General features: G+C 67.7%; 14 protein-coding genes. 7 read left to right on the plus strand and 7 right to left on the minus strand.

Annotated elements, in window-relative coordinates; all coding sequences use genetic code 11:
- The first annotated feature begins 85 nt into the window (after positions 1 to 85).
- From ACN0TP_RS08955 to ACN0TP_RS08980, 6 genes are read left to right on the plus strand one after another with little or no spacing between them, the layout of a single operon-like run.
- Complete coding sequence (locus ACN0TP_RS08955) at positions 86 to 1990, plus strand: PEP-utilizing enzyme (RefSeq protein WP_417218503.1); 1905 nt, start codon at positions 86 to 88, stop codon at positions 1988 to 1990.
- The gene (locus ACN0TP_RS08960; RefSeq protein ID WP_417218504.1) at positions 1983 to 2768 is read left to right on the plus strand and encodes an SDR family NAD(P)-dependent oxidoreductase; all 786 of its coding nucleotides are present in this window, start codon (positions 1983 to 1985) and stop codon (positions 2766 to 2768) included. The genes ACN0TP_RS08955 and ACN0TP_RS08960 overlap by 8 nt, the downstream gene beginning before the upstream one ends.
- 33 nt (positions 2769 to 2801) lie before the next feature.
- Positions 2802 to 3122: a 2Fe-2S iron-sulfur cluster-binding protein gene (locus ACN0TP_RS08965; protein WP_417218505.1), complete on the plus strand. Its 321-nt coding sequence runs from the start codon at positions 2802 to 2804 to the stop codon at positions 3120 to 3122.
- Between the two features lie 2 nt (positions 3123 to 3124).
- Positions 3125 to 4432 (plus strand): NAD(P)/FAD-dependent oxidoreductase, encoded by a 1308-nt coding sequence (locus tag ACN0TP_RS08970; protein WP_417218506.1) that lies wholly within the window; start codon positions 3125 to 3127, stop codon positions 4430 to 4432.
- On the plus strand, positions 4429 to 5187 hold the full coding sequence (locus ACN0TP_RS08975) for an HD domain-containing protein (protein ID WP_417218507.1): 759 nt from the start codon (positions 4429 to 4431) through the stop codon (positions 5185 to 5187). Before ACN0TP_RS08970 ends, ACN0TP_RS08975 begins: the two co-directional genes overlap by 4 nt.
- Positions 5184 to 6692 (plus strand): aldehyde dehydrogenase family protein, encoded by a 1509-nt coding sequence (locus tag ACN0TP_RS08980; protein ID WP_417218508.1) that lies wholly within the window; start codon positions 5184 to 5186, stop codon positions 6690 to 6692. Before ACN0TP_RS08975 ends, ACN0TP_RS08980 begins: the two co-directional genes overlap by 4 nt.
- Before the next feature lie 410 nt (positions 6693 to 7102).
- On the opposite strand, the gene ACN0TP_RS08985 is transcribed toward ACN0TP_RS08980, so the two are convergent.
- Together ACN0TP_RS08985 and ACN0TP_RS08990 are read right to left on the minus strand one after the other, a co-directional pair.
- The gene (locus ACN0TP_RS08985; protein ID WP_417218509.1) at positions 7103 to 7996 is read right to left on the minus strand and encodes a type II toxin-antitoxin system HipA family toxin; all 894 of its coding nucleotides are present in this window, start codon (positions 7994 to 7996) and stop codon (positions 7103 to 7105) included.
- 174 nt (positions 7997 to 8170) lie between these two features.
- On the minus strand, positions 8171 to 8428 hold the full coding sequence (locus ACN0TP_RS08990; protein ID WP_417218510.1) for a helix-turn-helix transcriptional regulator: 258 nt from the start codon (positions 8426 to 8428) through the stop codon (positions 8171 to 8173).
- Between the two features lie 128 nt (positions 8429 to 8556).
- Between ACN0TP_RS08990 and ACN0TP_RS08995 the strand changes: the two genes are divergently transcribed.
- The gene (locus ACN0TP_RS08995; RefSeq protein ID WP_417218511.1) at positions 8557 to 9006 is read left to right on the plus strand and encodes a pyrimidine dimer DNA glycosylase/endonuclease V; all 450 of its coding nucleotides are present in this window, start codon (positions 8557 to 8559) and stop codon (positions 9004 to 9006) included.
- Between the two features lie 69 nt (positions 9007 to 9075).
- On the opposite strand, the gene thpD is transcribed toward ACN0TP_RS08995, so the two are convergent.
- The 5 genes from thpD to ACN0TP_RS09020 all read right to left on the minus strand — a co-directional run bounded on the left by thpD (position 9076) and on the right by ACN0TP_RS09020 (position 13915).
- Positions 9076 to 9975 (minus strand): ectoine hydroxylase, encoded by a 900-nt coding sequence (thpD, locus tag ACN0TP_RS09000; RefSeq protein ID WP_417218512.1) that lies wholly within the window; start codon positions 9973 to 9975, stop codon positions 9076 to 9078.
- A 152-nt stretch (positions 9976 to 10127) separates the two neighbouring features.
- Positions 10128 to 10529 carry an ectoine synthase gene (locus tag ACN0TP_RS09005; RefSeq protein ID WP_417218513.1) on the minus strand — a complete coding sequence of 134 codons (402 nt, stop codon included), beginning with the start codon at positions 10527 to 10529 and terminating at the stop codon, positions 10128 to 10130.
- Between the two features lie 109 nt (positions 10530 to 10638).
- Entirely contained in the window at positions 10639 to 11907 is a 1269-nt protein-coding gene (ectB, locus tag ACN0TP_RS09010) for a diaminobutyrate--2-oxoglutarate transaminase (protein ID WP_417218514.1), read from the minus strand.
- Positions 11908 to 11991: 84 nt separating this feature from the next.
- Positions 11992 to 12540, minus strand: a complete 549-nt coding sequence (gene ectA, locus ACN0TP_RS09015; protein WP_417218515.1) for a diaminobutyrate acetyltransferase — start codon at positions 12538 to 12540, stop codon at positions 11992 to 11994.
- 169 nt (positions 12541 to 12709) lie between these two features.
- Complete coding sequence (locus ACN0TP_RS09020) at positions 12710 to 13915, minus strand: hypothetical protein (protein WP_417218516.1); 1206 nt, start codon at positions 13913 to 13915, stop codon at positions 12710 to 12712.
- Positions 13916 to 13935 lie beyond the last annotated feature (20 nt).

Below are 13935 nucleotides of genomic sequence, written 5' to 3' on the forward strand. Positions count from 1 at the left end.
ACCGCGGGCTTCCGGCCCGCGTTCACCACCCCGGCACCCTCCCCCTCCCCGGCCCACCGTCGAGCCGACCCTGAAAGGACACGACATGTCCATGAAATCCTTCCCCAAGCCCTCCGAGCTCGCCGTCCCACCCGGGGCCGAAGGCTGGGAAAAGATCTATCCCTACTACCTGGTGTTCCAGGACGAGCTCAAGGAGGCGGAGGACGCGAAGTTCTGGTTCTGCGACTCGCAGCACTGGCCCACCGTCTTTAAGCCGTTCGAGACCATCGGCGGCGAGTTCGCCGTCAAGTGCCTGGGCCAGTACAACGCCCGGCACCTGATGATCCCCAACGCCAACGGCATCGAATTCCGGGTCCACCTGGGCTACCTCTACATGTCACCCATCCCGGTGCCGGAGGACCAGATCGCCGCACGCGTCCCGCTCTTCGAGGAGCGCGTGGGCCACTACTTCGCCAACTGGACCGAGAAGCTTGAGCAGTGGCACACCAAGGTGCGCGGCACCATCGACGAGATGGAGTCGCTGAGCTTCAAGAAGCTCCCCGAGATGGTGCCCATGGAGGACATCACCTCCGGCAAGGCCATGGACGGCTCCGAGGTGCTGCTGGAGAACTACGACCGGCTGATCCAGCTGGCCTACCAGAACTGGCAGTACCACTTCGAATTCCTGAACCTGGGCTACATCGCCTACCTGGATTTCTTCAACTTCTGCAAGGCCGTCTTCCCGAACATCCCCGACCAGTCCATCGCCACGATGGTCCAGGGCGTGGACATGGAGCTCTTCCGGCCCGATGACGAGCTCAAGTCGCTGGCCAAGCTGGCCGTCGAGCTGGGCATGCAGGGCGCCTTCTCCAACCCGGACGATGCCGGCACCACCCTGGCGTCCATCGCCACCTTGGAGGGCGGGGAGCGCTGGCTGGCCCAGTACGAGGAAGCCAAGGACCCCTGGTTCAACTTCACCGTGGGCAACGGCTTCTACGGTCACGACAAGTACTGGTACGAGCACCAGGACATCCCGCTGGGCTACATCGCGGACTACATCCGCCGGCTCGACGACGGCCAGGACATCATGCGCCCGAAGGAGGCGCTGATCGCCGAGAAGGAACGCATCGTCCAGGAATACCGCGACCTGCTCGACGGCGAGAACCAGGCGGCCTTCGACGCCAAGCGCGAACTGGCAGCCACCGCCTACCCGTATGTGGAAAACCACAACTTCTACATCGAGCACTGGACGATGGGCGTCTTCTGGCGCAAGATCCGCGAACTCTCGCGCATGATGCACGCCGAGGGGTTCTGGACCGAACCCGACGACCTGCTGTACCTGGGCCGCAACGAGGTCCGCGACGCCTTGTTCGACCTGGTGACCAGCTGGGGCGTGGGCGCAAAGGCACCGATCGGCCCCATCTACTGGCCCGGGATCATCGAGGAACGCCGCGGAATCGTCACGGCACTGAAGACGGCACGCCCGGCACCGGCGCTGAACACCCCGCCGGAGATCATCACCGAACCCTTCACCCGGATGCTCTGGGGCATCACCACCGAACAGGTCGAGCAGTGGCTCGGCGGCGGCGAAGCCGTTGAAGGCGGCGGACTGCGCGGCATGGCCGCCTCCCCCGGCACCGTGGAGGGGCCGGCCCGCGTCATCCACGATTCCGACCAGCTCTCCGAGATCCAGCCCGGCGAGATCCTGGTCGCGACCGTCACCGCACCGAGCTGGGGTCCGATCTTCGGCAAGATCGCCGCGGCGGTCACCGACATCGGCGGCATGATGAGCCACGCTGCCATCGTGTGCCGTGAGTACGCCCTCCCGGCGGTCACCGGAACCGGTTCCGGGTCGACGACCATCACCACGGGCCAATGGCTGCGCGTGAACGGCACGGCCGGCACGGTGGAGATCCTGGATCGCCAACCCGTCGCCGGTCCCGGAGCCCACAGCCACGACCACGCCGGCGGTGTCCCCGCGGCGGCGCCAGCAGGTGCCAGCCATGTCTGATGTGCCCACCCCGGGCGACCCGCAGTCCAAGGCCTCCCCCTCCCGCACGGTGCTCATCACCGGCGGGGCGGGGGGCCTGGGCCGGGCCTTCGCCCTCGGATTCGCCGCCCGGGGATACCGGGTGGCCGTCGCCGACGTCAACGAGGAGGGGGCCCGGGAGACGGCGGAACTGGTGCGCCGGCAGGGGGCGCAGGCCGCGGCCTTCGCCGCCGATGTCACCGACCCGGCCTCCACCGCCGAGCTGGCGCGGCAGGCCGCCGAGTTCGGTGCCGGGCGCATCGACGTCGTCATCAACAATGCAGCGATCTACGCGACAGTCACCCGCAGCCCGTTCGAGGAGATCGACGTGGCCGAGTGGGACCTGGTCATGAACGTCAACCTCAAGGGCCCCTGGCTGGTCGCCCGGGCGGCCAGCCCGTACCTGCCCGACGGCGGTCGCATCATCAACCTCTCATCGGCCACCGTCTTCTCCGGCTCCGAACAGTGGATGCACTACGTCGCCTCCAAGGGCGGGGTCGTGGCGCTGACCCGCGTCCTGGCCAAGGAACTGGGCCGGCGCAACATCACCGCCAATGTCATCGCCCCCGGCTTCACCCTCACCGAGGCCAGCTACGGGCTCATGGACGACGCCGCCACCTACGGAGTGGACCGCGGGGCGCTCAAACGCCCCAGCCAACCCGAGGACATCGTCGGCGCCGCCCTGTTCCTCGCCGGACCCGACAGCTCGTACGTCACGGGCCAGACCCTGGTCGTCGACGGCGGCCGGCAATTCATCTAGCCACCCAGACCTGCACCAACCACAGGAGGAATCATGCCCCAGGTTCAATTCACCGACGCCGACGGAGACGTCCGCGACATCACGGGCAACGTCGGGGACTCGGTCATGGAGACCGCGGTCCGCAACGGCGTGCCGGGCATCGTCGCCGAATGCGGCGGTTCCCTGTCCTGCGCCACCTGCCACGTGTTCGTCCGCGAGGACGACCTTGAGCGGCTGCCCGCCATGGAGGACATGGAGGACGAGATGCTCTACGGCACGGCGGTCGACCGCGAGGAGAACTCCCGCTTGTCCTGCCAGCTCAAGCTCTGCGAGGGCCAGGACCTCCACGTCACCACCCCCGAAACACAGGTGTAGCCATGTCCACCGCCCCCACCACGACGGCCGAACCCACCGGCCTGCTGATCATCGGCGCCAGCCAATCCGGCGTCCAGCTGGCCATCTCGCTGCGGGCACTGGGCTTCGAGGAGCCCATCACCCTGCTCGGCGACGAGGACCACCGCCCCTACCAGCGGCCGGCCCTGTCCAAGGAGTTCCTGCAGGACAAGGTCGACAAGGAGAACCTGATCTTCCGCTCCAACGAGTACTGGGCCGAGCACAACGTGGCCCTCGTCAAGGGCGAACGGATCGAGTCGATCGACACCAACGACGACGGATCGGGCGTGGCCCACGCTTCCTCCGGGGCCGCCTTCCCGTTCCGCCGCCTGGCCCTGGCCGTCGGTGCCCGTGCACGGCGGATGGACGTCGACGGTGGCGGGCTCGACGGCGTGGTCTACCTGCGCAACGCCGATGACGCCCTGCACCTGAAGGAAATCGTCGGCTCGGCCACCGACGTCGTGGTGGTCGGCGGGGGATTCATCGGCTTGGAGGCCGCCTCCAGCCTGCACGGCATGGGCAAGCACGTCACGGTGCTCGAATACGGGCCGCGCCTGGTCGGGCGGGCCGTCGGCGAGCAGACCGCCGAATTCTTCCTGGACGCCCACCGGGCCCGGGGACTGGACATCCACCTCAACGCCAGGATTGCCCGGATGGTGGACGACGGCGCCGGCGCCGTTTCCGGCGTCGAGCTCGAGGACGGAACCCACCTCGACGCGCAGATCGTGCTGATCGGCATCGGGGTCATCCCGAACACCGAACTCGCCGAGAAGATGGGGCTGGCCGTGGACAACGGGATCACGGTCGACACGAACGCCCTGGCCTCCGACGGGACCACCGTGGCCGTCGGCGATGTGGCCAACATGCCCAATCCGCTGCCCGGGGCACCCGCCGGCGAGCGCCTGCGGCTGGAGAGCGTGAACAACGCGATCGAGCACGCCAAGGTCGCCGCCTACTCCCTGATGGGCCACCGGGAGGACTACGCCGGGATCCCCTGGTTCTGGTCGAACCAGGCCGACCTGAAACTGCAGATCGCCGGCCTGTCCATGGGATTCGACCAGACAGTAGTGCGCCGCGTCGAGGAGCGCGGGAAGTTCACCGTCCTCTACTACCGCGACGGGCGGATCATCGCCGCCGACTGCATCAACGCCCCGCTGGACTTCATGGCGGTCAAGAACGCCCTGGCCAACGGGCAGACCATCCCCGCCGACGCCGCGACCGACCCGGCCGTCCAGCTCAAGACCCTCGCCGTCGATCCGGCGGCCACACCCCATCTTGAAGGAGCATCATGACAGCGCAACCCACCGGCTCGGCCCCCGGCACCACTGCCGCCTGGGCGCCGCACGCTCCGGCCGACCATGGCTCCGACCCGCGGGCCCAGGCCTTCGCTACGGCCCACCCAGACCGGCCCATCCCCGCGGCCGGCCCCGTCGACACCTCCCCCATTGCCTGCACCCCTGCAACGGAGTACACACAACTCTTCGCCGCCGTCGTCCCCGAGACGCGCACCCGGGGCAACGACATCCACCTGCCGATCTCGCTGGCCTTCGCCGCCCGGCTCTGCGACGCCCATCCTGACGCGGATCGCGAACTGGTATCGGTGGCCATCATCCTGCATGACACCGGATGGGCCCATGTCGACGAGTCCCGGATCCTCTCCGAGGGGTTCGGCGGGGATTGGCGCAAGGCCGCCATCCGCTTCGAACACGAGGCCGAGGGCTGCGCCGTGGCACGACGGGTCCTCCCGGGGCTCGGCTACGACGAGGAGTTCATCGAGCGGGTCTGCACCATCATCGACGGGCACGACACCCGGCCCGTCGCCTACTCGCTGGAGGATGCGCTGGTGCGCGACGCCGACCGGCTCTGGCGCTTCGACCATGCGGGCATCGCCCTGGCATCGTCGTGGTTCGGCATGAACCCTGCGGTGTACAGCGACAGGCTCCGCGCCGAGATCATCCCCGAGCTGATCACCGAGGCCGCAGTCCGGATGGGCACCGCGGATCTGGACCGCTCCGTGACGCTGTTGCGGACCGAGGTCCTGCGATGAGCGCCCCGGCACCTGCCACCCCCGACGCACTGTCGCTCCGGGCTGGACTGGAACTTCCCTACACCCACGTGGACGACGTCTTCAGCGGCGGCCGCTGGACCCCCGCCCAGGGCACCGGACGGAACCCGGTGACGGACCCGGCGACCGGGGAAATCTGGGGCTCGGTCCCCGATGGCAACGCCGAGGACATCGACGCTGCCGTCGGCGCTGCCCGGCAAGCGTTCGAATCCGGGCCGTGGCGGCGCATGAGCGCCACCGATCGGGCGGGCTACCTGCTGCGCATCGCCGAAGGGATCGAGGCCCGCGCGGAGCAGATCGCGCTGACCAATACGCGGGAGAACGGCTCCCCGGTGGCCGAATCCCGCGGGGCGGCGGCCAATGCCGCATCGATCCTGCGGTATTTCGCGTCCCTGGCCCCGCGGCTGGACGCCGAGGATGTGCGCCCGTTCCCGTCGGGCGTCGGCGAGTCGGTGGTCCGCCGGGATCCGGTGGGCGTCTGCGCGCTGATCGCACCATGGAACTTCCCCATCAACCTGATGGTCATCAAACTGGCCCCGGCCCTGCTGGCCGGGTGCTCGGTGGTCATGAAACCGGCCTCCCCGACGCCGTTGTCCTTCCGCTTCATCGTCGACGCGGTGGCCGCCGCCGGGGTGCCCGACGGGGTGGTGAACCTCGTGACCGGTTCGGGGCGGCTCGGCGATGCCCTGGTGAGGCATCCCGGCGTGGACAAAGTCGCCTTCACCGGCTCAACGCCCGTGGGCCGGAAGATCGCCGCGGCGGCCGGGGAACTATTGCGTCCCGTCACCCTGGAGCTCGGCGGGAAATCCAGCGCCATCGTGCTGCCGGACGCGGACCTCGAGGCCATGTCTTCGGTGCTGGTGCGCTCCTGCATGCGCAATACCGGCCAGACCTGTTACATCTCCACCCGCATCCTCGCCCCGGCGTCGCGCTACGACGAGGTGGTGGACATGGTCACCGCCACGATTGCCGCCGGACGGCAGGAAGATCCGCTGGATCCCGACACGGTGTTCGGCCCCTGCGCGACCTCCTCGCAGTTCAACACGGTGATGGAGTACGTGGCATCCGCCCATGCCGAGGGCGCCCGCGCCACCACCGGCGGTCGGGCGGCACAACTGGGCGGCGGGCTGGAGGACGGGTTCTTCGTCGAACCGACGGTCTTTGCCGACGTGGCCCCCTCCCTGCGGATCGCCCGTGAGGAGATCTTCGGTCCGGTGCTCTCCGTCCTGCGCTACGACGATGTCGACGACGCGGTGGCCTTGGCGAACAACACCCGGTTCGGCTTGGGAGGCCTGGTCTTCGGCGAGGACCAGGACGCTGCCCTGGCGGTCGCGGACCGCATCGATTCGGGATCGGTGGGCCTGAACTTCTTCGCGTCGAACCATTCGGCACCCTTCGGCGGACGCCACGACTCGGGGCTGGGTACCGAATACGGCGAGGAGGGGCTCTCCGCGTACCTGAGCTACAAGTCGATCCACCGGCGATGAGGGGCGGCAATGTCCGGCGCACACCAGCCCACCACGTCGAGGATGAGGGGTCGGCGCCAACGCCCCGTCAAAACTCGGCATCAACGTGCTGCTGTTCCTGACATTCGGCCTCCACCTCGGGCTCCCGCGGTGCGGTGGCCATGGTGGACGGCCGGTGCGGTCGTCGCCACCGCGAGCCTCGAGCCGGAGGCCTTCCAATACGTCCTGGCCGTCGGGGCCTGCGATGCCCCGGGGCGGTCCACCACCGTCGTGGGCTGGTATGGGTCTTCGCGAGCATGGCCCGGCCCTTGGCCACTCTGCTAGCGGAATTCTTCCCGGCGGTGCCGCAACTCCCGCTGCGCACCGTGGCGCACCGTGGCGCAATGACCCATCGAACGGCAGCGTGGACAGGTCGGCTTGGACCGCAGCTTTCAAGGCCAGCTGGTTGGCGCTGCGCGCTGCGGCAGGCCGATGGCCTCGGCGAACTCCTCCCAGTGCCTAGCTCGCACGTTCCTGGTTTTTCCGGCGACTGGTAGTGCCAGCGTCATGTCCCGGTAGAGGGCGGTGCAGGGGGTGTCGTAGCCGGGTGCCACCACAAACCCTCCGCGTCGCCCAGCCAATACCGCGAGGTTCTTCGCGTGCAGGTCCCCGTTGCCGGTCAACCAGGCAAAAACGAACTGGAGGTAGAGGTTCCGGGCGGCAACGGCAGGGGCCTTGGCCACTCGGGACAGTGCCTGGACCACTTCCTCGGCCGCAACGTTGTATTTGGCCGCCGGGAGGATGTCCATGACTTGGGCAGCGTCTTCCCTGGCCAGGCGGATCCACGAGCCTTGATCATCTTGCACACGATCGAACCGCTCGACCAGTAGCCCCGCCCGATCGCGGCGATCGTGGACAACCCTGGCTGTCGCCACGGTCAGGCCGAGCGCCTGTGCCGCTTTCAGGTGCAATGCCTCATTGAGCACCAGGTGCGGGTAGTCCGGAGGGTCGATTTTGAGGATGGCCTGGAGGCCTGCAGCATGGACGCGAGTCGTCAGCATGGTGGCGCTGGCTTTAGCCTGAATACCGGGGATGCCATGGCGATCCGGTGCCTCGGCCAGTTGGGCAAAGTCGAGAGAGGCCGCCGCTGAACCCGCCCGGGGCTCGGGAGTCACGGGCGGTTCCCCCTCCGGCACGACCTGGACATCCCCGGGGACATCGGAGCCCACGGCCAGAAGGAGCGTGAGTTCGTCGTCCATGCTCGTCTTGGCAGCACGCCGCAAGACGGTCAGACGATGCCCCTCAGGGAGCAGCCCGGCGAAGAACGCCGGAAGCCCCCCACCCACCGATTCGGCCTGCGTGCACGGGCAGCGTCGAAGCCACTGCCGAACCGCTGTACGCCGGGAGGTAGTCGAACCTCACGCTTCCCGACGCCCTCCGGCTCAAGCGGCCCGCCAGCACACCTGCCTTGTAGACGTCGGCTTCGGCAACGAACCGCAACTCCTCCAGATCGTCGACCATCAGGAGGCAGCTATGTGCAGGCCGAGGGCATTGGCTGCAGCCGATACGGCACCAAGACTCGAACCGCCGCCGCCCTTTTCGATTTCACGAACCGTGCGGTCCGACAACCCGACAAGCTCACCGAGCTGCGTTTGAGTCAATCCGGACTCCCGCCGTGCAGCTCGGATGGCTTGCCCCACGGCCATCGCATCGTTCCCTACCGACCTATCCATGAGCGGAATGATCCTTCCGGTTCTGTTCTCCAGTCGTTCCATCATGACCGGTCCGCATCATTTCGGCAAGATTCTTCCGTTTCTTGCTGGTTGGCCAAGGCGATCATGGAATATCGAGCGCATCGGAATAATCCTTCCGAAATTCCGGGCAAATTCAGCGGTTACCATGGCCTATGCGCATCTGGTCCCTGCACCCCCGGTATCTGGACGCCAAGGGACTCGTGGCCTGTTGGCGGGAAACGCTGCTGGCGCAGAAGGTCCTCGACGGCAAGACCACGGGCTACCGCAACCATCCCCAGCTCGCACGCTTCCGCGCCGGTGGGGAACCGCTGGCCTTGATCGGCGCCTACCTGGAGGGCATTGCGGCGCAGGCCGATGCCCGTGCCTACCGCTTCAACCGTTCCCTCATCCTGCGCCCCCCGACCGGCGTGGTGCCGCTGATGACGGTAACCACGGGCCAGCTGGACCACGAGCGCGTCCACCTCCTGGCCAAGCTCGCCGTCCGGTCCCCCGAACGCCTGACGGCCGTACCTGCCGCGCCAGCACGACCGGATCCGCATCCCCTGTTTTCGGCCGTTCCCGGCCCGGTGGAACCATGGGAGGTCGTCTCGTCGGCGGGTTAGCAGCCCTGACAGAGCTGGCGGCCGGAACCACAGGTTCCAGCCGCCGTCGTGCAGTGTTCTTGTTGCGCCTTAGCCTGCGGGGGTGAAGTCCCGCGACCCAGCGAAGTCCGGACGGCGCCCGGCCGCCGCGAACGGCTCGACCAGCGTGTTCTCGACCGAGTTGAAGACGATGAACACGTTCGAACGGGCGAACGGGGTCACGTTGCCGTTGGAGGCGTGCATGCAGTTCGAGTCGAACATGATGGCGCCGCCGGCCTGGCCCTCGAGGACGTCGATGCCGTATTCGTCGGCGAAACGGGTGAGCGTCTCCTTGTCGGGGACGCCGGCGCCCTGCATGATGAGGGACTTCTTGTAGTTCAGCTCCGGGGTCGCGCCGTCGCAGGAGACGTACTTGCGGTGGGTCCCGGGCATGATCATCAACGGGCCGTTGAACGAGTGGTTGTCCGTCAACGAGATCGAGATGCTCACCGCGCGCGGGGCGGGCATCCCGTCCTCGGCGTGCCAGGTCTCGAAGTCGGAGTGCCAGGCGAACTCCTTGCCCTCGAACCCGGGCTTGAAGTTCACCCGAGACTGGTGGATGTACACGTCGGATCCGAGGAGCTGCCGGGCGCGGCCGACGACTCGGGGGTCGTTGGCGATCTTCTTGAAGACCTCGCTGGTGCGGTGGATGTCGAAGACCGATCGCACTTCCTGGGAGGCAGCCTCCACGATGGTCGCCTCGTCGGCGCGGACCTCGGGGTCCTCCGAGAGGCGACGCAGCTCGGCCCGCAGTTCCTCCAGCTCATCGGCGCTGATGAGCTGGTCGATGGCGAGGTAGCCGTTGGCATCGAACCCGGCCAGTGTGGCCGCGTCGAGGGGCCCGTCGTCGGGGCCGCCCCACACCACGGGGCCTTCGCGGTCGATCACCCGGACGTCGTCGTCCGTTCGCGTTGGATACTGGTCAATGTGGCGACGAAGGGTTTCCGTCATGTCCATTTCCTCCTCGATGGTTTGCCGCCGGAACTCCGCTGCCCCGCGGCTGGGTACGTCGGCCGGACGGACGGTCCGGCCGGGGATACGCCGAAGCGCGGCCCGGACCGAAGTCCGAGCCGCGCTTCGCGCAAACTGTGGGTGCCGGGGCCTTAGGCCTGGGCGGGCTCCTCGACGACCAGCGGGTAGACGCCGTTCTCGTCGTGGACCTCGCGGCCGGTCACCGGCGGGTTGAAGACGCAGGCCATGCGCAGCTCGGTGGTGGCGCGCACGGTGTGCTTCTCGTTGCCGTCCAGCAGGTACATGGTGCCGTCGGAGATCTCGTGGACCTCGCCGGTCACCTCGTTGGTCAGCGTGCCTTCACCCTGGACGCAGTACACGGCCTCGATGTGGTTCGCGTAGTGGAACGTCGAGGTGGTGCCGGCGTAGATCACGGTGTCGTGGAACGAGAAGCCGACACCCTCGCGGGCCAGCACCATGCGGCGGCTGCGCCAGGTCTCGGACTTGATGTCGCGCTCGGTGTCGTTCAGGTCGTTCAGGTTCACTACCTGCATGGGTCCTCCTGGGAATTCATGATGGTTTGCGGTGCCCTGACGGACACCCTGGTCATTCACACCGGGGCAATGGGTTGGCATTCCCCCGGTGTGGAATCTGGGGGCTGGCCTAGACGGCGGCCAGCGCGGGCTTGCCGGCGACGGTGCGCACGGCCTCGGTGATGATGGCCAGGCCACGCTGGAGCACGTCATCGGTGATGGTCAGCGGCGGCATGACCTTCAGGACCTCATCCTCCGAGCCGGAGGTCTCCACCAGGACGCCGTGGGCGAAGGCCTCGGCGGCCACGTTGGAGGCGGTGGCCTGGTCGGGGAAGACCACTCCGGCCAGCATGCCGCGGCCGCGGATCTCCGCGCCGTCGACGAGGCAGGCGATCTCGGCCAGGCCACGGTGCAGCGCGGCGATGGTGCCGGCCAGCTCATTCTGGAAGTCGTCGGTGGCCCAGTACTTCTTCAGGGCAGCCGTCGCGGTGACGAACGCCGGGTTGTGGCCGCGGAAGGTGCCGTTGTGCTCCCCGGCACCCCAGACATCCAGTTCCCGGCGGAACAGGGTCAGGGCCATCGGCAGGCCGTAGCCGGAGATCGACTTGGACACGCACACGATGTCCGGTTCGATGCCCGCCTCCTCGAAGCTGAAGAACGTGCCCGTGCGGCCGCAGCCGGCCTGGACATCGTCGACGATCAGCAGGACATCATGGCGCTTGAGCAGGGCAGCGAGGTTGCGCAGCCATTCGGCCCGGGCGGCACGCAGGCCGCCTTCGCCCTGCACGGTTTCCACGATGACCGCGGCGGGCTTGTCGATGCCCGAGCTGGTGTCCTCGAGGGAGCGCTCCAGGAAGGCCAGGTCGGATCCGGCACCTTCGAGGTAGTTGTCGTAGGGCATCTTGGAGGTGTTGCCCAGCGGGACGCCGGCGCCCTGGCGCTTCATGGCGTTGCCGGTCACCGAGAGCGAGCCCAGGGTCATGCCGTGGAAGGCGTTGGTGAACGAGATGATGTTCTGGCGTCCGGTGACCTTGCGGGCCAGCTTGAGCGCGGCCTCGACGGTGTTGGTCCCCGTGGGGCCGGGGAACATGACCTTGTAGTCAAGGTTCCGGGGCTTGAGGATCAGTTCCTGGAAGGTCTCCAGGAACTCCCGCTTGGCCGGGGTCATCATGTCCAGCGAATGCACGACGGCGCCGCTGGCCAGGTACTCCATCAGCGGGGCGGTCAGGGCCGGGTTGTTGTGGCCGTAGTTCAGCGCACCGGCACCGGAGAAGAAGTCGATGTACTCCGTGCCGTCCTCGGCGGTCTGGATGGCGCCGGAGGCATGGGTGAAGACGGCGGGCCAGCTGCGGCTGTAGCCGCGGACCTCGGATTCGAGCGTTTCAAAAATGTCAGTCATGGTCATTCCCTTCGTAGGTGCGATGACAGGCGTGATGACGGCAGGGGGCAAAGGGGTGCCCCGGGCGTCGGAAACCAGGGGGTGCTAGGACTCGGAGCGGCTGGCCGCGAGGTTCAGCGAGCGCAGGTCGGCGTCCAGGCCCAGCGGGGCGATCCGGTACAGGTACTCGGTGTCGTGCCCGTCCGGGTACATCGCCGTGGTGAAGAGCGGTTCGCGGTCGCAGTCGGCCTCGTGGCGTTCGGCGAAGCGCTGGAACAGCCGGTTCGATGCCGCGTTGTCCGCGGTGATCGTGGTCTCCAGCCGATCGGCGTTGGTGCGTGCTGCGAGCTCATCGAGCATGGCGGCGGCCAGGCCGCGCTTCTGGAAGTCGGCGCCGACGCAGACCTGCCAGATCATCAGCGTGCCGGGTTCGTCGGGGCGCATGTAACCGGTGACGTAGCCGGCGGCGCGGCCGTCGATTTCGGCCATGATCGAGCTCTGCGCGAAGTCGCGGCCCCACAGCAGGTAGGAGTAGGACGAGTTGAGATCCAGCACCTCGGAATCCTTCGCCATGGTCCACATGGCGGCTCCATCTTCGGTGACTGGGTGGCGAAATGTAGCCTCGGACGTGGTGTTTACGAGTTCATTTTCCATCCCCACCAACGTAACGTGCTGAGATTTTCGATCAACCCGGGGTGTGGGGATTTGACACCGAATCCCCCCAAGAGGACACTTTCGCCGTCGCCATCCCATTCGGAGGGATCCCAAAGATGCCAAGGGATGCCGCCGATCACACCCGGGCGTGTCCCCCGACCGCCCATCGTTACCGTTTCGTTATATTACCGGAGGCTTCGTCGGGGCCTTCCGGGGCCGCTGGAACCCCGGCAGGGAGCCCGGGGACGGCCGGGGCGACGCCCGCGGCGGCGACGACTGCCGTGGTGTTGCGGATGAAAACCACTAGCCAGGCGAACACGATTCCGGCCGCCGCCAGCTCGAGTGCCGTGAGGTTGTAGTACTGCACCGGGCGCCACAACAGCGCCGCTGCGATGAGCGCGGCCACCGACATATACGTGAGCAGGAAAAAGGCCTTCGGGAAGCCCGGCAGCCAGAGCGGGACACCGGTCAACAGGACCATCAGGGCGACGGCGAGGACCTGGACGAACGAGGTGTGGATCCGCTCGAACGTGTTGACCGGGAACAGGCCGATCCCGACCATGCAGATGCCACCGACCACCAGGCACGCGCGGATGACCGCCGGGCGGGGACGCAGGAACCTGCCTCCCGGGTTCCGGTGCCCGCGGCCGGGGGCACCGGCGTCGTGCCGGCGCGTGGCGACGACCTCGGCCCAGCGTTTGAGATCGCGGGTGATGAAGGCCGAGAGGGTCGTCAGGATGATCCCCGAGGTGGTGATCGTCGTGTTGAACGTCCAGAAGGAGGTCAGCCCGGCCTGGCCGGTGCCCAACTCGCTGAACATCGAGTGCCACCACAGCGGGTTCTCCGCGTAGAGCATGCTCACGAGCATGCCGGAGGCCATGAACACGGCCAGCATGACGGAGAGGGCAACTGCGGTGATGCGGGCCCCGGAGGTGTAGCCGAAATAGCCGGCCACGCCCGCGGAGACGGCCAGCATCACCGTTCCCGCCACCGGGTCGACCGTCAGCCCGGAGAAGGCCTGTTGGAAGAGCCGGAAGAGCACCAGCGCCGACATGGTGGCAATGGAGGCATGGACGACGAGCAGGGCGGCGACGTCGACGATTTGGCGCACCACCGGCCTGGCCCCGAGCCAGAGGTGGACGGTCCGCACGTTCTGCACGTAGCCGGCGACGAAGGCAGCACCGGCCATCGCACCGGCGACGACGGAGGCGTAGATCGCCACCGATCCGTCCCCGGCCAACGGTGGCCGGTATCCGCGGAACGCGATGAGCCCGACGATGATGGCGACCACCCCGGCGGCGACACCCGCCCAGATGGAGCGCGACTCGATGTCCAGCTGTCGCCGGGCAACGGGGACGGCTCCCTCCTCCTGCATCCTTCGACGGCCTCCTGACG

It is taken from the genome of Arthrobacter sp., assembly GCF_048266065.1.
GTDB lineage: Bacteria > Actinomycetota > Actinomycetes > Actinomycetales > Micrococcaceae > Arthrobacter_H.

Bases quoted from the DNA above. Each gene is read 5' to 3' on its own strand.
- ACN0TP_RS08990 (WP_417218510.1), bottom strand. From the start codon at position 8,428: ATGATGGAACGACTGGAGAACAGAACCGGAAGGATCATTCCGCTCATG.
- ectA (WP_417218515.1), bottom strand. From the start codon at position 12,540: ATGGAAAATGAACTCGTAAACACCACGTCCGAGGCTACATTTCGCCAC.
- ACN0TP_RS08995 (WP_417218511.1), top strand. From the start codon at position 8,557: ATGCGCATCTGGTCCCTGCACCCCCGGTATCTGGACGCCAAGGGACTC.
- ACN0TP_RS08975 (WP_417218507.1), top strand. From the start codon at position 4,429: ATGACAGCGCAACCCACCGGCTCGGCCCCCGGCACCACTGCCGCCTGG.
- ACN0TP_RS09005 (WP_417218513.1), bottom strand. From the start codon at position 10,529: ATGCAGGTAGTGAACCTGAACGACCTGAACGACACCGAGCGCGACATC.
- ACN0TP_RS08960 (WP_417218504.1), top strand. From the start codon at position 1,983: ATGTCTGATGTGCCCACCCCGGGCGACCCGCAGTCCAAGGCCTCCCCC.
- ectB (WP_417218514.1), bottom strand. From the start codon at position 11,907: ATGACTGACATTTTTGAAACGCTCGAATCCGAGGTCCGCGGCTACAGC.
- ACN0TP_RS08970 (WP_417218506.1), top strand. From the start codon at position 3,125: ATGTCCACCGCCCCCACCACGACGGCCGAACCCACCGGCCTGCTGATC.
- ACN0TP_RS08965 (WP_417218505.1), top strand. From the start codon at position 2,802: ATGCCCCAGGTTCAATTCACCGACGCCGACGGAGACGTCCGCGACATC.
- thpD (WP_417218512.1), bottom strand. From the start codon at position 9,975: ATGACGGAAACCCTTCGTCGCCACATTGACCAGTATCCAACGCGAACG.
- ACN0TP_RS08955 (WP_417218503.1), top strand. From the start codon at position 86: ATGTCCATGAAATCCTTCCCCAAGCCCTCCGAGCTCGCCGTCCCACCC.
- ACN0TP_RS08980 (WP_417218508.1), top strand. From the start codon at position 5,184: ATGAGCGCCCCGGCACCTGCCACCCCCGACGCACTGTCGCTCCGGGCT.
- ACN0TP_RS09020 (WP_417218516.1), bottom strand. From the start codon at position 13,915: ATGCAGGAGGAGGGAGCCGTCCCCGTTGCCCGGCGACAGCTGGACATC.